Origin of the sequence: Streptosporangium saharense (assembly GCF_014203715.1) — a bacterium.
GTDB classification, from domain to species: Bacteria; Actinomycetota; Actinomycetes; order Streptosporangiales; family Streptosporangiaceae; genus Streptosporangium; species Streptosporangium saharense.
Window position 1 is genome coordinate 43,792 of the sequence record NZ_JACHJP010000001.1, and the last position, 22,906, is coordinate 66,697.

30 protein-coding genes are annotated in these 22,906 nt (G+C 68.8%); 16 read left to right on the forward strand and 14 right to left on the reverse strand.

Annotated features, from left to right (window positions below; translation table 11 throughout):
• Positions 1–3: 3 nt before the first annotated feature.
• A complete protein-coding gene (locus FHS44_RS00200; protein WP_184711806.1) occupies positions 4–930 on the reverse strand; it encodes a glycerophosphodiester phosphodiesterase family protein in 927 nt (308 codons plus the stop codon).
• Positions 931–1,076: 146 nt separating this feature from the next.
• Here FHS44_RS00200 and FHS44_RS00205 point away from each other — a divergent pair, with 146 nt between their 5' ends.
• A complete protein-coding gene (locus FHS44_RS00205; RefSeq protein WP_184711807.1) occupies positions 1,077–1,610 on the forward strand; it encodes a GNAT family N-acetyltransferase in 534 nt (177 codons plus the stop codon).
• Here FHS44_RS00205 and FHS44_RS00210 read toward each other — a convergent pair.
• The 6 genes from FHS44_RS00210 to FHS44_RS00235 all read right to left on the reverse strand — a co-directional run bounded on the left by FHS44_RS00210 (position 1,607) and on the right by FHS44_RS00235 (position 4,701).
• Positions 1,607–1,825, reverse strand: a complete 219-nt coding sequence (locus FHS44_RS00210; protein ID WP_184711808.1) for a helix-turn-helix domain-containing protein — start codon at positions 1,823–1,825, stop codon at positions 1,607–1,609. The two genes, FHS44_RS00205 and FHS44_RS00210, sit on opposite strands and share 4 nt — an antisense overlap.
• Before the next feature lie 12 nt (positions 1,826–1,837).
• Positions 1,838–2,077: a hypothetical protein gene (locus tag FHS44_RS00215; RefSeq protein ID WP_184711809.1), complete on the reverse strand. Its 240-nt coding sequence runs from the start codon at positions 2,075–2,077 to the stop codon at positions 1,838–1,840.
• Positions 2,078–2,491: 414 nt separating this feature from the next.
• Positions 2,492–2,920, reverse strand: a complete 429-nt coding sequence (locus FHS44_RS00220) for a hypothetical protein (RefSeq protein WP_184711810.1) — start codon at positions 2,918–2,920, stop codon at positions 2,492–2,494.
• Positions 2,917–3,294, reverse strand: coding sequence for a hypothetical protein (locus tag FHS44_RS00225; RefSeq protein WP_184711811.1), 378 nt, complete (start codon positions 3,292–3,294; stop codon positions 2,917–2,919). Before FHS44_RS00225 ends, FHS44_RS00220 begins: the two co-directional genes overlap by 4 nt.
• Complete coding sequence (locus FHS44_RS00230) at positions 3,291–4,256, reverse strand: hypothetical protein (protein WP_184711812.1); 966 nt, start codon at positions 4,254–4,256, stop codon at positions 3,291–3,293. The genes FHS44_RS00225 and FHS44_RS00230 overlap by 4 nt, the downstream gene beginning before the upstream one ends.
• Positions 4,257–4,347: 91 nt before the next feature.
• Positions 4,348–4,701, reverse strand: coding sequence for a hypothetical protein (locus FHS44_RS00235; protein ID WP_184711813.1), 354 nt, complete (start codon positions 4,699–4,701; stop codon positions 4,348–4,350).
• A gap of 77 nt (positions 4,702–4,778) precedes the next feature.
• Here FHS44_RS00235 and FHS44_RS00240 point away from each other — a divergent pair, with 77 nt between their 5' ends.
• Complete coding sequence (locus tag FHS44_RS00240) at positions 4,779–5,546, forward strand: GntR family transcriptional regulator (protein ID WP_312863472.1); 768 nt, start codon at positions 4,779–4,781, stop codon at positions 5,544–5,546.
• A 210-nt stretch (positions 5,547–5,756) separates the two neighbouring features.
• Positions 5,757–5,963 (forward strand): DUF397 domain-containing protein, encoded by a 207-nt coding sequence (locus FHS44_RS00245; protein WP_184711814.1) that lies wholly within the window; start codon positions 5,757–5,759, stop codon positions 5,961–5,963.
• Positions 5,964–6,376: 413 nt separating this feature from the next.
• On the opposite strand, the gene FHS44_RS00250 is transcribed toward FHS44_RS00245, so the two are convergent.
• Positions 6,377–6,826 carry a carboxymuconolactone decarboxylase family protein gene (locus FHS44_RS00250; RefSeq protein ID WP_184711815.1) on the reverse strand — a complete coding sequence of 150 codons (450 nt, stop codon included), beginning with the start codon at positions 6,824–6,826 and terminating at the stop codon, positions 6,377–6,379.
• Positions 6,827–6,909: 83 nt separating this feature from the next.
• On the opposite strand from FHS44_RS00250, the gene FHS44_RS00255 reads away from it, so the two are divergent.
• The 4 genes from FHS44_RS00255 to FHS44_RS00270 all read left to right on the forward strand — a co-directional run bounded on the left by FHS44_RS00255 (position 6,910) and on the right by FHS44_RS00270 (position 10,166).
• Positions 6,910–7,776, forward strand: a complete 867-nt coding sequence (locus FHS44_RS00255; protein ID WP_184711816.1) for a sigma-70 family RNA polymerase sigma factor — start codon at positions 6,910–6,912, stop codon at positions 7,774–7,776.
• Positions 7,777–7,857: 81 nt separating this feature from the next.
• Positions 7,858–8,334, forward strand: a complete 477-nt coding sequence (locus tag FHS44_RS00260; RefSeq protein WP_184711817.1) for a lamin tail domain-containing protein — start codon at positions 7,858–7,860, stop codon at positions 8,332–8,334.
• A 213-nt stretch (positions 8,335–8,547) separates the two neighbouring features.
• Positions 8,548–9,066: a SigE family RNA polymerase sigma factor gene (locus FHS44_RS00265; protein WP_184711818.1), complete on the forward strand. Its 519-nt coding sequence runs from the start codon at positions 8,548–8,550 to the stop codon at positions 9,064–9,066.
• Positions 9,063–10,166, forward strand: a complete 1,104-nt coding sequence (locus FHS44_RS00270; protein ID WP_184711819.1) for a hypothetical protein — start codon at positions 9,063–9,065, stop codon at positions 10,164–10,166. Before FHS44_RS00265 ends, FHS44_RS00270 begins: the two co-directional genes overlap by 4 nt.
• A 48-nt stretch (positions 10,167–10,214) precedes the next feature.
• Here FHS44_RS00270 and FHS44_RS00275 read toward each other — a convergent pair whose 3' ends face one another.
• Positions 10,215–11,609 carry a hypothetical protein gene (locus tag FHS44_RS00275; RefSeq protein WP_184711820.1) on the reverse strand — a complete coding sequence of 465 codons (1,395 nt, stop codon included), beginning with the start codon at positions 11,607–11,609 and terminating at the stop codon, positions 10,215–10,217.
• 256 nt (positions 11,610–11,865) lie between these two features.
• Here FHS44_RS00275 and FHS44_RS00280 point away from each other — a divergent pair, with 256 nt between their 5' ends.
• The 4 genes from FHS44_RS00280 to FHS44_RS00295 all read left to right on the forward strand — a co-directional run bounded on the left by FHS44_RS00280 (position 11,866) and on the right by FHS44_RS00295 (position 14,983).
• Positions 11,866–12,567, forward strand: coding sequence for an alpha/beta hydrolase (locus FHS44_RS00280; RefSeq protein ID WP_184711821.1), 702 nt, complete (start codon positions 11,866–11,868; stop codon positions 12,565–12,567).
• Positions 12,568–12,646: 79 nt separating this feature from the next.
• Positions 12,647–13,264 (forward strand): MmpS family transport accessory protein, encoded by a 618-nt coding sequence (locus FHS44_RS00285; protein ID WP_184711822.1) that lies wholly within the window; start codon positions 12,647–12,649, stop codon positions 13,262–13,264.
• Between the two features lie 216 nt (positions 13,265–13,480).
• A complete protein-coding gene (locus tag FHS44_RS00290) occupies positions 13,481–14,641 on the forward strand; it encodes a methyltransferase domain-containing protein (protein ID WP_221460268.1) in 1,161 nt (386 codons plus the stop codon).
• A gap of 108 nt (positions 14,642–14,749) precedes the next feature.
• Positions 14,750–14,983, forward strand: a complete 234-nt coding sequence (locus FHS44_RS00295; RefSeq protein ID WP_184711823.1) for a hypothetical protein — start codon at positions 14,750–14,752, stop codon at positions 14,981–14,983.
• Positions 14,984–15,092: 109 nt separating this feature from the next.
• On the opposite strand, the gene FHS44_RS00300 is transcribed toward FHS44_RS00295, so the two are convergent.
• Positions 15,093–15,599: a winged helix-turn-helix transcriptional regulator gene (locus FHS44_RS00300; RefSeq protein WP_184711824.1), complete on the reverse strand. Its 507-nt coding sequence runs from the start codon at positions 15,597–15,599 to the stop codon at positions 15,093–15,095.
• A gap of 62 nt (positions 15,600–15,661) precedes the next feature.
• On the opposite strand from FHS44_RS00300, the gene FHS44_RS00305 reads away from it, so the two are divergent.
• Positions 15,662–16,060: a nuclear transport factor 2 family protein gene (locus FHS44_RS00305; protein WP_184711825.1), complete on the forward strand. Its 399-nt coding sequence runs from the start codon at positions 15,662–15,664 to the stop codon at positions 16,058–16,060.
• Between the two features lie 197 nt (positions 16,061–16,257).
• Here FHS44_RS00305 and FHS44_RS00310 read toward each other — a convergent pair whose 3' ends face one another.
• From FHS44_RS00310 to FHS44_RS00320, 3 genes are all read right to left on the reverse strand, one after another.
• Positions 16,258–17,541, reverse strand: a complete 1,284-nt coding sequence (locus FHS44_RS00310) for an adenylosuccinate synthase (RefSeq protein WP_184711826.1) — start codon at positions 17,539–17,541, stop codon at positions 16,258–16,260.
• Between the two features lie 113 nt (positions 17,542–17,654).
• Positions 17,655–18,071 (reverse strand): DUF3151 domain-containing protein, encoded by a 417-nt coding sequence (locus tag FHS44_RS00315; RefSeq protein ID WP_184711827.1) that lies wholly within the window; start codon positions 18,069–18,071, stop codon positions 17,655–17,657.
• 76 nt (positions 18,072–18,147) lie between these two features.
• Positions 18,148–18,636: a MarR family winged helix-turn-helix transcriptional regulator gene (locus tag FHS44_RS00320; RefSeq protein WP_184711828.1), complete on the reverse strand. Its 489-nt coding sequence runs from the start codon at positions 18,634–18,636 to the stop codon at positions 18,148–18,150.
• A gap of 68 nt (positions 18,637–18,704) precedes the next feature.
• Between FHS44_RS00320 and FHS44_RS00325 the strand changes: the two genes are divergently transcribed.
• From FHS44_RS00325 to FHS44_RS00335, 3 genes are read left to right on the forward strand one after another with little or no spacing between them, the layout of a single operon-like run.
• Positions 18,705–19,460: an SDR family NAD(P)-dependent oxidoreductase gene (locus FHS44_RS00325; protein ID WP_312863475.1), complete on the forward strand. Its 756-nt coding sequence runs from the start codon at positions 18,705–18,707 to the stop codon at positions 19,458–19,460.
• Complete coding sequence (locus tag FHS44_RS00330) at positions 19,457–20,125, forward strand: hypothetical protein (protein WP_184711830.1); 669 nt, start codon at positions 19,457–19,459, stop codon at positions 20,123–20,125. The genes FHS44_RS00325 and FHS44_RS00330 overlap by 4 nt, the downstream gene beginning before the upstream one ends.
• Complete coding sequence (locus FHS44_RS00335; RefSeq protein ID WP_184711831.1) at positions 20,125–20,916, forward strand: SGNH/GDSL hydrolase family protein; 792 nt, start codon at positions 20,125–20,127, stop codon at positions 20,914–20,916. Before FHS44_RS00330 ends, FHS44_RS00335 begins: the two co-directional genes overlap by 1 nt.
• 37 nt (positions 20,917–20,953) lie before the next feature.
• Here the strand turns inward: FHS44_RS00335 and fbaA are convergent, their stop codons facing one another.
• Positions 20,954–21,976, reverse strand: coding sequence for a class II fructose-bisphosphate aldolase (gene fbaA / locus FHS44_RS00340; RefSeq protein ID WP_184711832.1), 1,023 nt, complete (start codon positions 21,974–21,976; stop codon positions 20,954–20,956).
• 169 nt (positions 21,977–22,145) lie between these two features.
• Here fbaA and FHS44_RS00345 point away from each other — a divergent pair, with 169 nt between their 5' ends.
• Complete coding sequence (locus tag FHS44_RS00345) at positions 22,146–22,865, forward strand: DedA family protein (protein WP_184711833.1); 720 nt, start codon at positions 22,146–22,148, stop codon at positions 22,863–22,865.
• Positions 22,866–22,906 lie beyond the last annotated feature (41 nt).

Sequence of the window (22,906 nt, forward strand, 5' to 3'; positions counted from 1 at the left end):
CTCTCAACCGACCGGTGCGCGCATCGGGGAGAGCGGGGCGGCCAACGGCAGGCCCCGCTCGGCCCACAGCGCGCGCATCCGGTCGGGATAGTCGGTGACGATCCCGGCGGCCCCCAGGTCGAGCATCCTGGCCGCCCTGGCCGGGTCGTTGACGGTCCAGACGACCAGCGGCAGCCCGGCCCGCGCCGCCCCGGCCGCCAGCTCCTCGTCGACCAGCACGTGGTCGGGCGAGAGCACCGTGCCGCCCGCCGCGAGCGCCACGGCCGGCAGGTCACCGTCGAAGTCGTCGACATCGAGCCCGCCGAACCACGCCGGGTCCATCGTCGCCCGCTCCACCAGCGCGTAACGCGGCGTCGCCGGGGCCAGCGAACGGGCGGCGCCAAGAATCCGCCAGTCGAAGCTGAGGATCGCTGCCCCACCGAGCCTGCCGTGCAGGTCGAGCTCGGCGAGGACCAGCTCGGTCAGCTCACGCGGGTCGGCGCTCAGGTCAGGCCGCGTCGGGTCGGACTTCAGCTCCACGTGCAGCCGCACCCCGTCGGCCCCGTAGACGTTGACCAGGGCCAGCACAGAACCCAGCGTCGGCATGCGGGTGTCGGGAACCGGAACCTGGGTGGCGGCGAACCGGTCGTCAGGAGTGCGCGGCAGCCGTACACCGCAGTCGAGGGTGCGTAGCTGCGCCAGCGTCAGCGCGCCGACGGGCCTGCCCACGTAGGGGAACATCGGGTCGCCGGGAAAGGCGGCGTAGCGGTCGGCGCTGGTCACCGCCGACACGGTCAGGTCGTGGGTCAGCACCAGGCGCCGGTCGGCCGTCAGCGCGACGTCGAACTCAATCGCGTCGACGCCCAGCTCCAGGGCGTGGGCGAGCCCGGGCAACGTGTTCTCTGGCCGGAGGCCGCGGGCTCCCCGATGGCCATGGATCTCGGCATGCACACAGGGACCCTACCGACCCCGGCCACCGATTCCACAGCGCGGCTCGCGCCTTGTTTCCACCGCACGTCAACCTCGCCACCCCGTACGGCCCGCAAAGCCCTCACCCACGGACAACCAAGGCGACGCCCATGGAGCAGGCTGGGGGGATGAGTTCACGTGTCACGCCCGCCACCGGTGGTGGGTCCCACCCGGCCTTCACGATCCGCGAAGCCCGCGAGGACGACTGGGCCCGGATCTGGCCCATCGTCCACGACGTCGTCACCGCGCGGGACACCTTCACCTACGACCCCGCCATGAGCGAGGACGACGCCAGGCGGATGTGGCTCCTGCCCGCCCCGGCCAGGGTTGTCGTCGCGGCCGACGGCGACCTGGTGCTCGGCACCGCCAACATGTACGCCAACCGGCCCGGCCCCGGCGACCACATCGCCTCGGGAAGCCTGATGGTCGCCGGACAGACACGCGGCCTGGGCGTGGGCCGCGCCCTCGTCACCGACATGATCGCCTGGGCGCGGCGGGAGGGGTTCGCGGCGATCCAGTTCAACGCCGTCGCGGACAGCAACAGAAGCGCGATCCACCTCTACGAGAGCCTGGGGTTCGTCACCCTCGGCATCGCCCCCGGCGCCTTCCGCCACCCCACCGAAGGCAACGTCGGCCTCCGCATCATGTGGCTGGGTCTCTAGCCGTTGATGATCGCGTTGACGTCGCTCTGCCGGTAGCGGCGCTGCCCGCTGGGGGTCTTGAGGGAGGGGATCTTTCCGGTGAGGGACCACCGGTTGACGGTTTTGGGGTCGACGCCGAAGATGTGGGCGACTTCTCCGGGGGTGAGGAGTCGGTCGGTGGTTTCTGGGCCGGTGGTGAAGGTGCCGTCGGGGGTGACGGCCTTGCTCGGGGGCATGAGGGGGCTCCTTCAGTAGCGGAGGTCGTGGAGGATCTTGTCGTGGCGGGCCAGCGCCCTGACCAACCCGTGCAGGGTGGTACGGCCCAGCACGTCGCGGGCTCCGGCCTTCCGCTGGTCGGGGCGCAGCGGGTAATAGCGGGTGGCCCACCATCGGGGTAGGCCGGGGAGGTCGCGTTGTTGGTAGTACCAGCCGGGGTGGGTGCTGGTGAGCACGTCGATCACGCGTCGTTCGTACTCGTCATCGGTCATCGTCGTCTCGCTTCGGAGGGCGGACAGGAAACCCGCCTCACGCGGGGAGATCTCGCCGGTTCAGGCGGGGGGTGCCCGGTCCCGAGCCGGGGAGCACGGGCCGGGCACCCGGTAGGGGAGTTCTCACGGGAATGGAGCGGGTGTTCTTGTGGGGAGAGGGTGGGGGTGCCCGGCCCCGAGCCGGGGAGCAGGGGCCGGGCACCCGGTAGAGGGGACCGGTCCCGCGTGTGGGGACACGGGACCGGTGCGCGAGGCGGCTCCCCCTTCCCCAGCACGCCCTGTCATGTCCCGGCGTGCGTGGGAGCCACCTTGCGAAGGGTGCGGCTCAGGCCCTCCAACCTGAGCCGCACGCTTGGGGGGTACGGCGGGCAGTGGGTGGGATGAGGTCCCACCCACTGCCCGCCGTACCGGCTTTTAGGAGCGCAGAAGTCTGCGCAGGCCGACAGGTCGCTGACCGGCCCACCCGGCTCGAACGGCATGGGCGGTTCGGGCTTGGAGAGCGCGGGCGGCGGCGACGGCCCGGATGCTCGGCGGCACCAGCGGGGATGCCTGAGCGCTCAGGCGAGCGGACACCTGCCTGGGCGCCTGGACGGACACTTGAGCGGGTGTCTGAGCGGGTGTCTGGGCGGTCAGCTTGCGGTCCAGCTCTTCGGCCGAGTCGGCGCGTACCAGCAGCACGGCGCCGGGGGTGGGCCTGCCGGACAGGGCGTGGCGGTAGGCGCTCCACAGGCCGGACTGCGGGTTGTGGAAGACCAGCCAGCCCGGGTGGGCCGTTTGCAGGGTGTCGCAGGTTCGGTCTGCGACACCGGCCTGGGGATGAGTCGCCTTGAGCGAGGGCATCATGCCGCCCTCCCGCCCGGCGACGAACGCCGCCGCCTGGCCGGGCCCCGATCCCGCGTCCCCGGTGTGTCCCGGTCACTCGGCTCAGCCGACAGACGCTTCTCCTCGCCCCGGGGCGGTGTGGTCTGGAGCATTCGGACCATCTCCGCCTCCTGCATCCGCTCCTCCAACCCCTCCGACGTGGCGTCCTCGACTACCACGACCTGCGGGCCGTCCCAGGAGGCCACGGCGTAGAAGCTCCGCTTGCCCAGGCTGTAGAGCACGGTCCAGTCCGCCCAGGTCTGGTCGAGCCGCTCGGCCTCGGCCCGTGCGGGCCCGTCCCAGACCCGCTGATACACCGAGGCGTACGGCTGGCCGTCGCGATGCCGTCCCGTCACGAGACCGGCCCCGTCGTCTCGGCAGCGGCCACGGCGGTCTTCTCGGCGGCGGCGACGGCGGCACGGGCCTTCTCCTCCTGCTCGGCGACAGCGGCCTGGACCTCCTCGAAGGTGTCGGCGTCCACGGCCGGTTCCACCCCGGCCCGCAACGCCACACGCGGGAAGGCGCGGTTGCGGATGGCCCAGTACCGGCCGGTGTCGCTGACGATCAACCGCCAGCCCGGGATCGCCGGGGTGGGGGCGGGGGTGTTGTGCATGATCTGGACCTCCGTGATCCGATCAGAGGCATGCCTGGCCAGGGTGATCGCCAGACGGGCCTGCCCTACGGGAGAACAAAGAGAAAGGTGCGCGCCGTACGGCACAGCCGGGCGAGCGCGGGGAACGCGGCAGTGGCCTTCGCGTCGAGGCGGCCTGCCGGTCGCGGGCCGTACCGCGCTCCTGCGGAAACCAGGCCGGGACAGACCGGATCGACGCAGCCTGGCCCAGGAGATCCCCGATCGGGGAGCGCCGGGGACAGGGGGCCGTGAAGGCCGGACCGGCATCGCGACGGGTTCCGGGGCCGAGACGGCAACCGGGTCGTCAACGGGCACTGGCAGAAGGCCCGGCTGGACGTTCGCGGCCGGAGCCACTGCGGGCGACTCCGGCTCGGGGTCCGGCTCGGGAGCGGGCCGCCGCTGGGCGGGCACCAGCGGAACCACCTCGCCCGGCGCGACCTCCACCGGAGGCCGAGGCGCGGGAAGGATCTGCGGGCCGTACTCTCGGCGGGCCTGGAGGCGGGCGTTCATCAACAGCCCGGACGGCTGCACGTACTCGTGCCCGTCCTGCTGCGAACAACCATGGGCGTAGGGGGAATGGCCGCAGCGGGCGCATCCCATCGGCAGGGGTATGGCGTCGGCGAAGCAGCCGCAGCCGTCCTGGGTTGGCGTGTCCAGGCCGGAGCCCGGAGCACTACTCTTGCTCACGTCAGGAGATGCCTTCCTGATCAAGGACCTGTCCCGACGTCGCAACCGTCGGGCAGGTCCGTTTTGACTGTGGCGAGTTCGTTTTGACCGGTCAGTGCGTGTCGGGTTCTGTGCCGATCTCAGCCCAGGCCAGGTGACCAGACCTGTTTTTGCTTGTGCCGAATGCGCGTGCGAGTCGGGATACGACTGCGACACCTTCGCTTTCGACCTGGTCGTTCTCTCCGGGGTCCCGTACTTCGAGGCGCAGTCCGGTTTCCCAAAGTGTCATCTGTACGGTCACGGTCGCTGTGGGCTGATTTCGCCGAACCGCATCTTCGGTAAGGGCTGCGGCCACCTGTTGAACCGCGTCGGCGAGATTGAGATGAGCGGCTAGAGCAAGGTTGCGCGCCCAATTCTGGACGGTCTCCACCATCTCTGGCCGGGCGGGAATCGTGGCTTCATACACCGACTCTCCTAGATACCCTGCTGTCCTTCGGGGTACCCAGCTTGCTGAGCAAGATAGCCTGCTGTCAAGCTGGAATCGTGGATCAGTCAGGCGCCTTGTACCTCGCGATTGCGGACCAGCTCCGCCAGCAGATCGTCAACGGCGAACTGGCCCCCGGAGCCGCCCTTCCATCACAGACAGAAATCGCCCGACAGTTCGAGGTTTCTGACGGTGTCGCGCGGAAGGTCATCCGGACACTGGTCGTCGAGGGACACGCCATCGCACGTCCGGGAGCAGGAACGTTCGTCCGGGAACGCCCCACCCTCCGGAAACTCGTCCGCTCCTGGCATCGCTCTCTACGCGGCGGCAGTCCCTTCGCCGCCGAGATGAAAGCCCAAGGAGTGAACGGCGGCTGGCAGTACAGCAGCCGCACCGAGACCGCGCCGCCCGCCGTACGGCAAAGATTGCTGCTCGCCGAGACCGACAACGGCCCGGACTCCATCAGAACCGACTACGTGTTCACCGCCGACGACGAACCGGTGATGCTCTCCACAAGCTGGGAACCCTTCGCCCTGACCAAGGGAACACCCATCGTCCTGCCCGAGGACGGCCCCTACGCCGGACGCGGCGTCGTCGAACGCATGATGGCGATCGGCATACGCATCACCCACTCCGCCGAGGCCATATCCGCCAGGATGGTGCTGACCACCGAGGCGACTCGCCTCCAGATGGCACCGGGCTCGATCGTCCTCACCATCGAGCGCACCTACTGGGCCGACGAACAACCCGTCGAAACCGCCGACATTGTGATTCCCGTGGACCGGTATCAGGTGATCTACGGCACAGCGATTGACGAAATACCGTAGATCCGAGACATCCCACGATCAGGCACGCCTGCCAGTCGCTCATTGCCCCTCTGGCGCAAACGGAGATGGATGCGTGGACACCGGCATCTTCGACGCCTGATTGCTTACTCGTGAGGCTCCAGTGCTGGTGTGGCGCCGGAGTCTTGTGCGTACTGGGGACTGCTCGCACAGTGAGGATCAGGAATCCTCAGACGAAGGCAAGGAGCAACCATGTCCCCCGACCTGACAGGCACCACGTTCCACAAGTCCTCCCTCAGCAGCGCTGAAGGAGGTAACTGTGTTGAGGTGGCCACCAACCTCCCTGGCCTGGTCGCCGTCCGCGACAACAAGAACCTTTCCGGCCCGGCGCTCACTTTCAGCACTTCTGGGTGGGACACCTTCGTAGACAGCGTGGAACTCGGAACGTTCGACTTCTGACGGCTGAGCCCGTCATCATGGACAGAGCTTCGTGCGCCGGGCCGTACCCAAAAATGATCAACGCCCTGACCTGCACCTCTGCACGACCGCCGGACTGCTGCAAAATCAGCCCCTCTCACCCTCGCCCGGCCCTACCTGACCTGGGACTTTACCCTCGGGTCGCTCATCACCCTGAAGGGTTCGCAACAAGATCATCAGCCTGATCACGCCGGTCATCCAGTGGCGTCGCTCATCACCCTGAAGGGTTCGCAACCAGCAGCAGCGCCAGGCGCGCCCGTTGCTGCTCAGGTCGCTCATCACCCTGAAGGGTTCGCAATCAGACACAAGGAAGCTCCGGTTACCCGGTTTCTTGCAGGGGTGTCCGGCCTGGGGTTTCGGTGGGGCGTCACCCGTTGGGTGGCGCCCCGGTTGGTTCACCAGGTTTTGCCGGCCTGTTCGCGGATCGTGTGGTTGATTCGGTTGAAGAAGTTGGTCAGGGCGATCTCCATGGTGATCGCGTTCAGTTGTTCGCCGGTGAAGTGGTTGGCGGCGGTGTTCCAGATCTCGTCGGTCACGCCGGGGGCGCCGTCCTGGATCCGGGTGGCGGCCTCGGCCAGTGCAAGCGCGGCCCGTTCCTCGTCGGTGAAGAAGGGCGTCTCGCGCCACGCGACGACGTTGTGCAGTCGCTCGTCGGTCTCACCGGCCTTCTTCGCCGAGGTGATCGAGGCGAAGACGCACGCGCTGCACCCGTTGATCTGGCTGACACGCAGGTGGACCAGCGACAGCAGACGCCCTTCGACACCTCCGGCGTGAATGACCTTGTACAGCCGTGCGATCCCCTCGAACAGCTCGGGGCTGGCCGTACCCTTCAGACGTGCTTCCATCGTTCCTGCTCCCTCGTCGGTTACCCAAGCCCGTTCTGGCTCGTCATCACCCATGACGAAGCAGTTCCGAGGAAGGTAACGGCATGTCCTCCACCCCGATGGCCGAGGCGTTCGAGTCCCAGCGCGACCGGTTGCGCGCGGTCGCCCATCGTCTGCTCGGATCGCACGCCGACGCCGAGGACGTGGTTCAGGAGGCGTGGCTGCGACTGTCCCGCCAGGACACGGCGACCATCGACAACCTCGCGGGCTGGCTGACCACGGTGGTCGCCCGGATCAGCCTCGATGTCCTGCGAACGCGCCGGGCCCGTACCGAGGTGCTCCTGAACGACCGGCTGCCCGAGTTCGTGGTGACCCTCGATGAGGGTCTCGCTCCGGAGGAGGACGCGGTGCTGGCCGACTCGGTCGGGCTGGCGCTTCTCGTCGTCCTCGAATCGCTCCGGCCTGACGAGCGGCTGGCCTTCGTGTTGCACGACCTTTTCGCGGTGCCGTTCGACGAGATCGGCAAGATCCTCGGCAGGTCCACCGACGCCGCCAAGATGCTCGCCAGCCGCGCCCGCAGGAAGGTGCGGGCGACCGAGCGTCCGGCAGGCGCGGGACGGGAGCGGCGCGAGGTGGTCCAGGCCTTTCTGGCGGCAGCTCGCCGTGGTGACTTCGAGGAGCTGCTGCGCCTGCTCGACCCCGAGGTGAAGCTGACCGTCGACACCCCCACGGGCGTGGTCGTCGTCCTCGGCGCCACCAAGGTCGCGGCCGGTGCGCGGCCTGCCGCCGACACGACCGCCCTCAGCCGGGCGGTGCTCGTCAACGGCCTGCCCGGCGTCATCGCCTGGCGCGAGGACGGCACCCCGTTCTCCGTCCTGGCGTTCACCGTCACCGAGGGCCGGATCACGGCCATCACCGCCATCGTCGATCCGGCCAAGCTCGCCCGGATGGACCTACCGGGTCCGGTCTGAACCGGTTTTCCTGTTCCAAGGGACGCGTGAAGTGCGAGGATCGCTGGCAGAGATACCTTTTACTGCACTTCCGGAGGATCGGTGCGTTCTCTCCCCCTGGCCTTCGCGGCGGTGCTGGCCGCCGCCACCCTCGTCCCCGCGCTGCCCGTCCACGCCGCCGCGGTTCCGACCGTTCAGATCACCCGTATCTGGTACAACTCACCCGGCTCGCCGGACTCGGGAGCGAACAGCAGCCTGAACGGTGAGTACATCCAGGTCAAGAACACGACCCGGCGAGCGGTCAGTCTCAAGGGCTGGACCGTCCGCGACACGACGCGCCGCTCCGACCACGTCTACACGTTCGGCGCCTTCACCCTGGGCGCGGGCAAGGCGGTGACCCTGCGGACCGGTAAGGGCAAGGACACCTCGACCACCCGGTACTGGGGCAGGAGCGGGGGCACGCTCGCCTACATCTGGAACCAGACCAAGGACACCGGCTACCTGCGCGATCCCTCGGGAAAGCTGGTCGACTCCTGCTCCTACAACTCGTCCCGGGTCGAGTACGTCAACTGCGTGTAGGCCAGCCCGCCCGTAGTGGAGCCCGCCCGGAAAGGGGCGGGCTCTTTCAATCCGAGTGCCACGACCTCGTATCCTCCTTGCCCCGGCGAGCCGCTCCTCGGCCCGGCCTGATCGAGGCCCCTCTTGTCGTACGGCACCGGCCGTACGGATCGGAGATGTCCTGCAACCTTTCGCTGGGTTGGTCGCGTTTGGAACCGGCGAGAGGAGATCACATTGGATCGTCACGACGGCTTCCGCGAGTTTGTGCTCGCTCGCCAGCAGGCGCTGACGCGGACCGCGTACCTGCTCACGGGGGACGCACACCTCGCCGAGGACCTGTTGCAGAGCACGCTGGTCAACGTCGCGAAGCAGTGGCCCAGGCTGTCCGTGGACGGCAATCCCGAGGCGTACACGCGCAGGGCGCTGATGAATCAGTACATCTCGTGGCGGCGTCGGCTGCGGCGGGAGTGGCCGAGCGCATCCCCGCCCGAGCACGGTGTCTCCCACGACGAGGAGACGCTTGACCGGATCGTGCTGCGTCAGGTGCTGGCCAGGCTGACGCGCAAGCAGCGTGCCGTACTCGTGCTGCGTTTCTGGGAGGACCTCACCGAGGCGCAGACGGCCGAGGCGCTCGGCTGCTCGGTCGGCACCGTCAAGAGCCAGACCCATCGCGCGCTGGCCCGCCTGCGCGCACTCGCGCCCGAACTGGCCGGGCCACATTCCCTTTCCACATTTCAGGAGGTGACACCGTGACGAGGCTGCGCAGAGCGCTGTACGGCATCGCCGAGGAGGCGCCCGCGGTGGACATGGCCGCTCTGGTGGACCAGGCCCTGGCGGGCCGTCGGCGCAGGCGGCGCGTGCCCGCCATGATGGCCGCCGTCGCCATGGCCGCCACGGTGGTGGCGACGGGTACGGTGATGACCGCCATGAGGTCGTCCCAGCCCCAGGAGATGGCAGCGCCGGGGATAACCGACCTGCCGGAGGGCAACGTGGGGCCGCTCGGCTACGCGTACGAGACGCCCTGCAAGGTTGACGAGAAGCGGCGCGTCGACTGCGGTGCCGCGGAGTGGCGAGTGGTCACAGGCGCGGGAGAGACCTACCGGCTGCCGCAGGCACTCGCCATGACCGCCAAGGACCGTCGCGTGCCCGTCGCGATCAGCCGGGACGGGCGCAAGATCGCCTACTACAGCCGCAAGGACCGGGCGCACGTGGTGCGTGACCTCGTGAGCGGCTCGGAGACGACGTCCCCCGTCACGGTCAAGGAGTCACGCATCGGCCCGGGCTCCACGCTCGTGCTCTCCGACGACGGTCGGTATGTGGTCTTCGATCCGCGCGAGGGGAGCAAGGATCCCGGGCTGCTGATCGAGGTGAGCACCGGCAAGACGGTCAAGGTGCCCGGCAAGTACGAGGCGATCGGGGTGCGGGACGGTGTCGTCGAGCTCGTCCGCTACCTCAAGACCGACCTGTGGCTGATGCCCGTCACCGGTGGAGGTAAGCCGGTGCGTTTCGACGGCGCGTTCATGGGCTTCAGCGAACTCGCTCCCGACGGCCGTACGGTCGCCGCCTTCGAGAGACGCGACGAGAAGAAGTGGATCCAGGAGCTGCGCACCCTCGTCCTGCTCGACGTCAGCACGGGACGCAAGCTGCGCAACGTGCCCATCCAGGGCCTTCCTGAGGGCCGGCCCGTCATGTTCACCGGGCCCTGGCGGAGCGGATCGGAACTCACGGTCGTCGTGGACGACGAGAAAGGCGCGCATGCCTACGGGGTCGATATCGGCACCGGGAAGGCCCACCCGCTGACCGACTATCCGAAAGCGCTGTACCTGACCCTGCCGGGAATCGTGAACGAGTGATCCGCGAAGGGCGTCGGGCATGGGGGCGCCGACGCCCTTCGGGTGTTCTCAGCTTGAGAGCTGGTCGTAGCGGACGCGCATGCCGTCCACGAGGGTCTTGAGAGCGGGGGCGTTCGGCAACCAAGGGCTGGCGAGCGACTGGGTGGCCTGGGTGACGAACTGGTCGGCGAGGTTGCCCACCGACGTCGCCGCGTTCGTCACGTCCGCGGCCCACAGGTAGGCCGCGTTCCCCGCGGGCAGGGGCGTCCCGGCCGCCAGCACGTGCACGGTCTGCTGCGCCTGACCCCAGCTGACCAACCGGTGCAGGTCGGCCAGGACCTCCTCCATCACCGCGAGGTCGTAGGCGGTGACCAGGGGAAGCACCGGCGGGACGTCGGGCGGGGTGGTGGCGCGGCCTCCGGTTCCGTGGTGCAGGGTCATCGAGATCTGCTGCGACTCCAGCATGAGCTGCCGGACCAGCAACTCGGTCGTCGGCGCCTCACCCAGCCACAGGTAGGAGTTCTGGTAGCGCTGGACGAGCCCCATGTTCTGCCACACCCACAGCGACCGGGCCCAGCCCTTGGTGAGACGCTCCTGGGCCTCCGTCAGCGCCTGGCTCACCTTGAGCTCCTGCGCGGGCGTCAGGGCCGGACCGGCGGCCGGGGCGAGTACGGCGAGCGGCGCCGGGGCGGGCAGGGTCAGGCCCGCGTGGCGCCTGGCCACCTCGGCGTAGTGGTCGGCGTTGGTCTTCATGGCCGGCCAGCCGACCGTGGAGAAGCCCGCCGCGCCGAAGTAGATGTGATCCACGATGTCCTTGCTGGCGATGTGGAAGGACTCGTGCAGCAGGATGCGGACCCGGGCGTCGGTACGGGCGTCCGCGAACGTGACGGGGACGGTCAGCGACCTGGGTGACGACACGGCTCCGGCACCCTGGATGTCCAGGTCACCGCGGTGGTCCAGCAGGATCAGCCGGTTGTCGTGGAGGCGTCTGAGCCCCTTGGCGGCCTCGGTGAACGTCCGCTTGATCTCCGGGAGCCTGGCGCCGTCGGCCAGGTTGAAGACGGCGGTGATGTGCGCGTCGGCGTTGCCCGCCGCGATCTGGGTGAAGGCGGTGGTCGCCTCGTCCACCATGGTCTTCAGCACCGCCTGCCCGGCGTTGCCCGGGGGCTGGTTCTGCCGGTTCCCGGCCTGCGCGACGTACGGGGTCTTGTCGACGAAGACCGTGATCAGCTTCTCCAGGGCGTCGTTGACCGCCGTGTTCGTGTAGTCCGGCACGGCGGCGGACCTGACGTAGTTGTCCACGCCGGTATTGCTCAGCGCGACCCTCAGGGCGCCCAGGTCGTCCTGCCGGACCCTGCTGTAGGCGCGCCGTACCAGCCGGTGCAGCGTCGCGCGGAGCGGAGGCTGGGGGAGCTGGGGGTGGGTGAACGGTTCCTGCTGGGTCACACCGCGTAATGGCAGCATGAATTCCTTTCCACATCCGCGTCTTGCCTCGCGACGAACGCCGCGCGCACAGATATGACCCCCACCACACAAATCACGTTTACCGCTCCAACGCGAACAACCGGACCCTGTCAGCCCATGCCTGTTGAGCTGGATCCCTGTCTGGGGTACGGCATGACATCCGTCATGCGAGGAAGCGGATGTAATCCACTGTCCGGCGACCGCTGGACATCGAAGAATTATCACGAAGGGACAATCCAGTAATTAGGGGGATGAAATGACCAGGAGTGCCGAACTTCTCGTACAGCCCGGCGGCGCGACGGGGGCGGAGGTGCGGGGCATCGCTCTCCTGCTGCACGGCGGTACGGTGAACGGCCACGGCAGGCCCTCAAGGCTGGCCGCACTGGGGCTGAACGCACCGGCCAAACGCCTGGCCGAACTGGGCCGGGGCGCCGGGGTGGCGGTGGTCCGGCTGCGCTACCGCTTCCGTGGCTGGAACGGCGCGGAGGCGAGCACCCTGGTCGACACCGAGTGGGCCCTGGAGACCCTGCGCCGCGACCACGGCGACGTTCCCGTGGTCCTCGTGGGCAACTCCCTCGGCGGCCGGGCCGCCTTCCGGGCCGCGGGGCACCCGAACGTGGTGGCGGTCGCCGGGGTCGCCCCCTGGCTTCCCCCGGGTGAACCGGTCGAGCAACTGGCGGGCCGACGCGTCCTCATCGTCCACGGTGACCGCGACCGCAGCGACGCCAGCGCGGCGGACTCTCTCGCCTACGCCGAACGGGCCAGGCCGGTGACGAACGTCCGCCGCCTGGAAGTGGCCAACGCCGGCCACTTCCTCCTGACCCGCGCCGACGACGTCTGGGCCATAACCACCAACTTCACCCTCGCCACCCTCACCAACCGCGACCCCTCCCTCCCCACCGAAGACCCCTCCACCCCTCTCCGCACCCCACTCCCCATCGGCTACGGCACCCGGTAGTGACCGGATCCGGTCACCACGTAGCCCGGGTGCATGGCACAGCCGTCACACACGCATCCCTCGCAGATCAGGAGATGACGTGTCCTACCCGCCGAACTATGGCCAGTTGTACGGCGCGCCGCCGCCGACCAAGAACAACGGTCTCGCCATCGCGTCCTTGGTCCTCGGCCTGACCGGTTTCATCACCTGCGGGTTCACGTCGCTGCTGGCCGTCGTGTTCGGCCACGTCGCCCTGGGTCAGATCCGCCGTGACCGCACCGACGGCCGTGGCATGGCCTTCGCGGGCGTCATCCTCGGATGGTCGCTGACCGGCCTGTGGATCCTCTACTGGGTCCTCGTCATGGCGGGCGCCGTCTCCAGCTTCGGCTCCTTCGCGGCCAGTCGCGGCGACTCAGCCTCCTCGAAGGCGGTGGGCGCGCACTCCGTGGTGCTCGAAGCCGTCGGTTCCGACGGGGCCACCAGCGCGATGAACATCACCAGCAGCGTGGACTTCGACATTAAGCAGGACAGCGGTGTTCCCCTGCCATGGCGAAAGGAACTCAAGCTGGACGAACTCGGCCACACGTATCTGTGGGTGCAGAACGCCGGAGACAAAGGCACCGTGACATGCCGCATCATCATCGACGGCAAGGTCACCCGCGAAAAAGTAGAAAGCACCCCCTACGGCGTATGCCAGGTCACCGCCGACACCCCGTAATGCAAGCCGGGTGATCGGATTATCTCCTTCCGGTCGCTCAGCGCGAAGGTACGATCACCGTGAGCGTTCCACGTCAAGGATTCGACGAGGGAGAAAACGCATGGGAGATCACGAGGGAAAACCTCTGCCGCCGCTGGAGCCGTTCGAGTTGGGCGACACCAAACAGGAGCCTGATTCGAATCCCCCTCCGGGTAAGCACGAGAAGCCAGCGCAGAAGTGACGGCCGAAGAACCCCAGCAGGGACTGCGCGAGATTCTGCTCGCCTGCGGTGTCTCCCCTGAGTGGATGAAAGCCTTCGAGGCAGCGCCTCGGGAGTTGTTCCTGCCGGAGGTGATGTGGCCGTTCGACAATGGGCGTGACCTTGTCGTCTCCCGGCCGCGGGAGCCCGAGCGGTGGCGACGGTGGGCGGACACCGATGTGCCGATCACCACGCAGTGGAATGACGGCCGACACACTGGGACAGCACCGGGTGAGGAGCGGACCAGTTCCAGTTCGGCGCCCAGTCTGGTGTTCACCATGTTCGCCGACCTGTCGGTGGACGAGGGGATGCGGGTCCTGGAGGTCGGCACCGGAACCGGCTGGTGCGCGGCTCTGCTGTCAGCTCGGCTGGGGGAGTCGAACGTCGTCTCGGTCGAGGTGGACGAGGCGGTGGCCGTTCGGGCGCGCGAGGCTCTGTCCGCCGCTGGTTGGCATCCCGAGGTCGTCGTCGGGGACGGCCTGCTGGGCTGGCCAAGGCGGGCGCCGTACGACCGGGTGCTCGTGACCGCTGCCGTGCGGGAGGTGCCGCGAGCGTGGATCGAGCAGACCCGGCCCGGTGGGGTGATCGTGGTGCCCTGGGGGACCCGTCACAGTTACCAGGACGCCATCGCCCGGCTGGTCGTCGGCGAGGACGGTACGGCCAGCGGGCACTTCACCAGGCTCGCCCGGTTCATGCAGATCCGCTCTCATCGGCTTGAGGTGAGGTCCGCCGACTACATCCCCGGCAACGCCTGGCCGGACGACACCAGGGCCTCCGCCACCGGTCTGACCGCCTCGAAGATCGTGGGCGACCCCACCACCACCTTCGTGCTCAGCCTGCTGCTGCCCGACTGCGTGCGCGTCCCCGGTCGCAACGCTGACGGCACGCGGGGCATGTGGCTGTACGGCCTGGGCGACCGGTCATGGGCGGCGGTGTTCTTCGGTGAGGATTCACGAGTCTTCCAGGGCGGTCCACGCAACCTGTGGGACGAGGTCGAGGCCGCCCATCGGTGGTGGAGCGAGCAGGGTCAACCGGGATATGAGAAGTTCGGCCTGACCATCACCGGGGACGCCCGCCAGGAAACATGGCTGGGTGACCCATCCACACCCGTACCGAACACCGCTTCCGCCGTACAGTAACCCCGTGCTAGCTGCATAGGCTTCCCCGCTGGCCTCACAGTGAGCGTCAGGCTGTAGGGACGCCCTGATTCTTACCGTCGTGCTTCAGGCAAAGGTGAGGATGGGATCGTGAATCACTACCTGCTGATCTACGGTCGTCGTGAAGGGCGGCTTCTTGCACAGGAAGAGTTCCGTGACGGCCGAGCGGCCTTGAGAGGGCGCTTCGCCGCTGAGGCGCGATACGCGGACGACCCCGATGTCGAGGTCGTCGTGTTGGGAAGCCGGTCCCTGGAGGGGCTGAAGAAGACTCATGCCCGTTACTTCGCCTCCGTCCAGGACATCGCCGCGAGCGCACTGAGGTAGGGCTTCCGCGTCGTGATGACGCACTGACTGTAAAGGGCCGACGCGCCGTGAAGGCGCGTCGGCCCTTGTCGTTTGGCGAGCCTTCCTGAGGAAGAACGTCTGACGGCCTTCACTCGTCGGGGTGACCGGTGAGGAGGGTGCCTATCAGGGCGGTGCCTCGGCCGGGGTGGGCGCCGGGGCCGGGGTGGTAGGTGATCTGGTCGGGGGTCAGTTTTTCGCCGCAGGAGTGGCAGGTCACGGTGGCATGGGTGTCGTTGCCGCAGGTGTGGTGCCGGACGATCAGGGGTGGGCCGTCCTCGCCCGCCTCCCAGCGGTCGCCCCAGGCGGTCAGCGCGAGCAGGACGGGCACCAGGTCGGCGCCCTTCTCGGTCAGGTGGTAGCCGTACCGGTCGGGGCGTTGGGCGTAGCGCTCGCGCCGGAGCAGGCCGCCCTCGACCAGCCGTTCGAGCCGTTGGCTCAGCACGTTGGTGGCGGCGCCGAGGTCGCGCTGGAGGTCGTCGAACCTGTGGAGGCCGAGCGCCACGTCACGCATGATCAGCAGCATCCAGGGATCGCCGACGATCGCCGCTGAACGGGCGATCGAGCAGGCGATGCCGGTGAAGTCCGTTCTGGTCATTTTTAGTCCCTTGCTTAAAGCAAGTCAGCAGGATAGCGTCCATTTTCGTGTATCACGCTGTTGTGCGATCTGTCGTCAGGAGAACCTGGCGCAAGGTGGGCGAGGGCGACTACGAGGCGGCGGTCGCGATGGCCGCGCCTGATGTGCGGTTCCGGTTCGTCGGGGACACGGCGTTGGGGGCGGACGTGCGTGGTCGGGCTGCGTTCCGGGCGTGGTTCGTCCGCTTCACCGAGCGACTGCCCGGTGTCCGGCTGGAGCTCGTGGACGTCGTGGCCGGGGGCTGGCCGTGGAACACCAGGGTCGCGGTCTGTCTGCGGGTCGTCGGCACGCTGAGGGACGGCACGCCGTACCGCAATGTCGCCATGCAGTGGGTCACCCTCCGCTGGGGGCGGATGGTCGACGACGTCGTGGTCGAGGACACCCTCACGCTCGACGCCGCCCTGCGACGGCTCCCCGCCTGAGGCGCTTGGCTTTCCCGGCACCGGGGCCCGGGAAAGCTGAGCCTCGAAGGGGCGAGGCTCGGGAAACGGCGACGTGGGGACGGTGCTCTGCGACACCGTCCCCACGTCAGCACGCCGTACGAACACAGGCAAAAGCACGCCGTACAGGCACAAGCAAAGCGCGCCGTACGGACACAGGCTGAAGCGCGCCGTACGGGCTAGATCAGGGAGTGGATCTGCAGGGTCTCGGTGCGGCCGGGGCCGACGCCGATGGCGGAGATGCGGGCGCCGCTCATGCTCTCCAGGGCCTTGACGTAGGCCTGGGCGTTGGCGGGCAGGTCCTCGAAGGTCTTGGCGCCGGAGATGTCCTCCTGCCAGCCGGGGAACTCCTCGTAGATCGGCTTGGCGTGGTGGAAGTCGGTCTGTGTCATCGGGATCTCGTCGTGACGGACGCCGTCCACCTCGTAGGCGACACACACCGGGATGCGCTCAAGACCGGACAGCACGTCCAGCTTGGTGAGGAAGAAGTCGGTGACGCCGTTGATCCGGCTGGCGTAGCGGGCGATGACGGCGTCGAACCAGCCGCAGCGGCGGTTGCGGCCGGTGGTCACGCCGTACTCCCCGCCGGTCGTGCGCAGCCAGTCGCCCATCTCGTCCTCAAGCTCGGTCGGGAAGGGACCGGAGCCGACGCGGGTCGTGTAGGCCTTGAGGATGCCGATCACGCCGGTCAGGCGGGTCGGCGGGATGCCGGAGCCCGAGCAGGCGCCACCGCTGGTCGGGGAGGAGGAGGTGACGAAGGGGTAGGTGCCGTGGTCGATGTCGAGCAGGTTGCCCTGGCCGCCTTCGAGCAGCACGACCTTGTTCTCGTCGAGTGCCCTGTTCAGGATCAGGGAGGTGTCGGCGATGTGCGGCTTGAGGCGTTCGGCATAGCCGAGGTACTCGTCGAGGACCTTGTTCGCGTCGATGGTCCTGCGGTTGTAGATCTTGGTGAGGATCTGGTTCTTCTCACCGAGGGCGACCTCGATCTTCTGCTGCAGGATGCCCGGGTCGAGCAGGTCCTGGACCCGCACGCCCATGCGGTAGATCTTGTCGCCGTACGCTGGGCCGATGCCGCGGCCGGTCGTGCCGATCTTGGCCTTGCCGAGGTAGCGTTCGGAGACCTTGTCGAGGGCCTTGTGGTGCGGCATGATCAAATGCGCGTTGGCCGAGATCAGCAGGCGCTCCGAGGAGACGCCACGGGCCTGGAGGCCGTCGATCTCACTCAGCAGCACCCCCGGGTCGATGACGACGCCGTTGCCGATCACCGGGATGACGTTGGGGGAGAGCACTCCCGTCGGCAGCAGGTGCAGCGCGTACTTCTGGTCGCCGATGACGACCGTGTGTCCCGCGTTGTTGCCACCCTGATATCTGACGACGTAGTCGACCTGGTCACCGAGCAGGTCGGTGGCCTTCCCCTTGCCCTCATCGCCCCACTGGGCACCCACGAGAACGACAGCCGGCATCGTTAGTCTCCAACCGCAAAAACCAAAGCCCCTGACGCAATCGCGACAGGGGCTCTTGCGAGGTGAGAATACCTGACCTGGTGGGAAATGGGGATTGTCCGTTTCCGTGAGGGTCAGCGGGCGTTCAACTCCTCCACGGCTGCGGGGCTCGAATCCTTCAGGAACTGCTGGCACCGCTCCGCCTCGTCCTTCTCGCCGATGGCCTGGGCGGCGCGGCCCAGAGCATGCAGGCAGCGCAGGAAACCGCGGTTGGGCTCGTGCTCCCAGGGGATGGGACCGTGGCCCTTCCAGCCCGCTCTGCGGAGCTGGTCGAGGCCGCGGTGATAGCCGGTCCTGGCGAAGGCGTAGGAGGTCACCGCGTGTCCGGACGTGAAGGCCTCGTCGGCGAGCGTGGCCCAGGCGGCGGGGTAGGCCGGGAAGCGCGCGGCGACGTCGGAGGCCTGGGCGCCGGACTCCAGCGCCTGCCTGGCCTCGGGCAGGTCCGGCAGCCTGGTGGGCGGCGGACCGGCGAGAAGGTTCTCGGATTCCATAGGGACAGTCCTACCCGCTGGGACGGGCTCAGGCCAAGATCAGCCGCCTGAGACGTGCCTTACTTCTCCAGGCTTGTCATCGGCGGTAGCCCGGGTGGACGCCCTCGGTCAGGCCCTGTTGTACGGCGACGGCCTCAAGGAGGGCGGCGAGCTGCTCGCGCTGGGGCTCGTCCAGGGCCGCGCAGATGTCGTCCTCGTGTGCCGCGCCCACCTCGCGCATCCCGGCCATCACCCGTGAGCCCTCCTCGGTGAGGTGCAGGGCGTAGTTGCGGCGGTCCCGGGGGTTGCGGCGCCGTTCGACCAGGCCCTTGCGCTCCAGGCCGTCGACCAGCGTGACGACCCGGCTCGGCACGACGCCCAGCTCCTCGGCCAGGGACTGCTGGCTGCGTCCGGGGCGCGTGGAGATCATGCGCAGCAGGCCGACGTCCGAGGGGGCGACGCCCAGGACGCCGACCCGCTCGGCGAAGCGCGCCGCGGCGTGTGCGCCCACCTGCGCGAGCAGGAACGCCGTGCCCCTGGGCCTGGACCGCGGCGCCGTCCCGTTCCCGTGCTCCTGTGAGGTCATGCAGCGATGGTAGCCGCAGTGAATAGTTCTCTGCTATGAATAGTTCAGTAAAGAGAACGGAGAAGAGCGTGACGAACGACATAACCGGCAAGGTCGCGCTGGTGACCGGCGGCTCACGGGGGATCGGCGCCGAGACCTCCCGTGTCCTGGCGGCCAACGGCGCGAGGGTCGCGGTGAACGGCCGCGATAGGGCGGCGATCGACGCGGTCGTCGCCGACATCACGGAACGGGGCGGTACGGCTCTCGCCGTACCCGCCGACGTCACCGACGAGGACCAGGTTGCGGCCATGCGCGAGCGGATCGAGAGCGAGCTGGGGCAGGTCGAGATCCTCGCCGCCTTCGCGGGCGGCGCAGGGGCGCCCGCGCCGACGGCGGAGCTCGGGGCCGCCCGCTGGCGCGAGGTCGTCGAGTCCGACCTGACCTCGGTCTATCTGACGGTCTCCGCCTTCCTGCCCGCCATGGTCGAGCGGCGCGGGGGCGCGATCGTCACCATGTCCTCGGCGGCGGGACGCCGCCCCAGCAGGGCGAACGCCGCCTACGCCGCCGCCAAGGCCGGGGTGGTGATGTTCACCAGGCACCTGGCCGCCGAGGTCGGCGAGTACGGCGTCCGCGTCAACTGCGTGGCGCCCTCGGCCGTGCTCAACGAGCGCATGCGGCGGTTCATGTCCGACGAGCAGCTCGACGGGCTGGCCGCCTCCCACCCCCTCGGCCGCATCGGGCTTCCCGAGGACGTCGCCCAGGCCGTCCTGTATCTCGTCTCCGACGCCTCCTCCTGGGTGACCGGCGTCACCCTCGACCTGACCGGTGGGCGGGTGACCGCGTGAGCCGGGGCGGCCCGCCGCTGGGCGTCCTCGGCGTCGTGTTCACCGCGCTCTTCCTGGCCGGGATCGCCGTCAGCACGATCATGGCGGGCACGACCTTCCCCTCGCCCTACGGGGACGGGGCCCCGGCCTACTTCCGGGCGAACCAGAGCGCCGTCATGGTGACCGGTTTCCTGCAGTTCGCCGCCTCCGTTCCGCTGGCCATCTACGCCGCGACCGCCTCGGCCCGGCTGCGCAACCTCGGCGTCCGCGCGCCCGGCGCCGTCATCGCCCTGACTGGCGGCACGCTCGCCTCGGCCATGCTGGCGATCTCCGCGCTGGTGAGCTGGACGCTCTCGCGTCCCGAGGTGGCCGCGGAGACCGGGGTGGTCCACGCGCTGCACTTCCTCGCCTTCGCCACCGGCGGCGTCGGGCACGTCGTCTTCCTGGGACTGCTCGTCGCGGGCGTCGCCGTACCGGGATGGCTCGCCAGGCTGCTGCCGCGTCCGTTCGCGCTGGGCGGGCTGGTGATCGCCGTGGTGGCCGAGCTGACCACCCTCGCCATCCCGCTGACCGGCCTGGCCGTGCTGCTGCCCGTCGCCCGCTTCTGCGGCCTGGCCTGGCTCGTGGCCGCGGGCTTCCTGCTGCCCCGCACCCGGCCCCGCAACAGCGTCAAGGAGACCCCGTGATGCTCGAAAAGCTCATCAGGTTCCAGCACCCCGAGAAGGTCCTCGGCTATCTCGGCGCCCTCGACGACGCCCACGTGGCCGCCCTCTTCGGCCTGGAGACGGACGCCTATCTGCGGGTACGGCACGGCCACGAGGAGCGGGTGCGGCAGACGGCCTCGGAGCTGCTCGACGATCCCGCGTTCGCCGAGAAGGTGGACCGGTTGCCCTTTGCGGCCGGTCAGCGGGTGGTGGCCGTCGGCGAGAGCACGACCGACGACCTGCTGTCCTGGTTCGAGATCCTGCGCCATCTCCTCGCCCTGCGGCGCCCTGCCGACGGGATCGTCCTGGAGAACACCGCCATCTCGGGGCAGACGAGCGTCCAGGCCCTGTCCGGCTCGCCCGGGGTGGCCTTCCAGCGGCCCGACTGGGTGCTGTGCATGCTGGGCGCCAACGACGTGCGGCGCTTCGGCGGCCCCGAGGGGCCGATCCTGGTCAGCCTTCCCGAGACCGAACGCGCCCTGGGCGCGCTGCGCGACGTCGTCACCGCGCGCACCGGCGCCCGCTGGGTGTGGGTCGCGCCGAGCCCGGTCGACGAGGAGCGGGTGGCGGCCTACCAGCCGTTCACGCGGGGTGGGTTCTCCTGGAGCAACCGCGACCTCGACCCCGTCGCCGCGTTTCTCGCCACCCAGCCGGAACCCGTGATCGACGGCGGATCCGCACTGGACGCGGACGCCTTCCTCGACGACGGGGTGCACCTGTCCCTGGCGGGCCAGCGGGCCCTGGCCGTCGCCGTGGTCGAGGCCCTCACGTGAGACGGGCTCCCGGTGGGAACCCGTCTCACACGGGAGCTCAGGTGAGCTTGGTGCCCGCGGACTTCAGGTGCTGGCAGGCCTCGACGATGCGGTTGGCCATACCGGTCTCGGCGGACTTGCCGTACGAGCGGGGGTCGTAGGCCTTCTTGTTGCCGACGTCGCCGTCGACCTTGAGCACGCCGTCGTAGTTCCTGAAGATGTGGTCGGCGATCGGGCGGGTGAAGGCGTACTGCGTGTCGGTGTCGATGTTCATCTTGATCACGCCGTACGCGATCGCCTCGTGGATCTCCTCAAGCAGCGAGCCGGAGCCGCCGTGGAAGACGAGGTCGAAGGGCTTCTCCTGGCCGTACTTCGCGCCGACGGCCTCCTGGATCTCCTTCAGCACGCTGGGACGGAGCTTGACGTGGCCCGGCTTGTAGACGCCGTGCACGTTGCCGAAGGTCGCCGCCAGCATGTAGCGGCCCCGCTCGCCAAGACCGAGGGCGTCGGCGGTGGCCAGGGCGTCCTCGGGCGTGGTGTAGAGCTTCTCGTTGATCTCCCCGACGACGCCGTCCTCCTCGCCGCCGACGACGCCGATCTCCACCTCAAGGACGATCTTCGCGCGGGCGGTCTTGTCCAGCAGCTCCTGCGCGATCTCCAGGTTCTCCTCAAGGGGTACGGCGGAGCCGTCCCACATGTGGGACTGGAACAGCGGATCCTGGCCACGGGCGACCCGTTCGAGGGAGATGTCCAGCAGTGGCCGTACGAAACCGGGGAGTTTGTCCTTGGGGCAGTGGTCGGTGTGCAGGGCGACCGTCACGGGATACTTGGCCGCGACGACCCTGGCGTACTCGGCGAGCGCGGTCGCGCCGGTCACCATGTCCTTGATGGTCGTGCCGGAGAGGAAGTCGGCGCCACCGGTCGAAACCTGGATGATGCCGTCGCTCTCCGCCTCGGCGAACCCTCTGAGCGCGGCGTTGAGGGTCTGGGACGAGGTCACGTTGATCGCCGGGTAGGCGAACTCGCCGGCCTTGGCCCGGTCGAGCATCTCGGCGTAGACCTCTGGAGTCGCGATGGGCATCGGTGTCATCTCCCTAGAGACGGCGGTGAACTGCTGGCGCGGGGCCCGGCTGGGGGCGAGGCCCTCAGCCAGTATTCCGGGTTCCTTCCCACGCGGACAGTCCGGGCAACACTTGTGCCTGTGAAGATCTCTCGATCCGGGGGCCTTTGCCCGGGTAGGCTTCGAGCCGATGGACCTCCTGCATAACATCCTCGACCCGAAGTGGTGGCTCGGCCTGCTCGGCCCCTTCGCCACCATCGGCGTGCTCGGCATCATCTTCGCCGAGACCGGGCTGCTGCTCGGCTTCTTCCTGCCAGGTGACTCGCTACTCGTGGCGGCGGGGGTGTTCAGCACGGCCGAGGCGGCCAAGGCCATACCCGGCCTCGAACCGCTGTCGTTCCCGGTGCTGCTCGTCGTGGCACCGCTCTGCGCGATCGTGGGGGCCCAGCTCGGCCACCACCTGGGCGCGAGATACGGCCGCAAGATGTTCGACCGACCCGACTCCAGACTCTTCAAGAAGGAGTACGTGGAGAAGGCCGAATACTACTTCCAGCGGTTCGGACCGGCCAGGGCGGTGGTGATCGCCAGGTTCATCCCGATCGTGCGGACGTTCCTGAACCCCGTCGCGGGCGCGCTCGGCATGGACGCCAAGCGGTTCTTCCTGTGGAACTGCATCGGCGCCGTCCTGTGGACCGACAGCATGCTGATCTTCGGCCGCGTGGTCGGTTCGGCGGTTCCCAACGTCGACCGGTACATCCTGCCGGGCGCCTTCGTGATCATCCTGCTGTCGATCATTCCGATCATCCGGGAGGTCATGAAGAGCCGCAAGGAGGGCAAGGCCGTACAGAATCCTCAGGGTAAGCACCACCGGGCCGCGCCGAGCGGCACGCCTGGTGAGCCCGGTCTCTGACCGTTCGCGCCTCAGTCCGACAAAGCCCCTCCCGGGCCCGC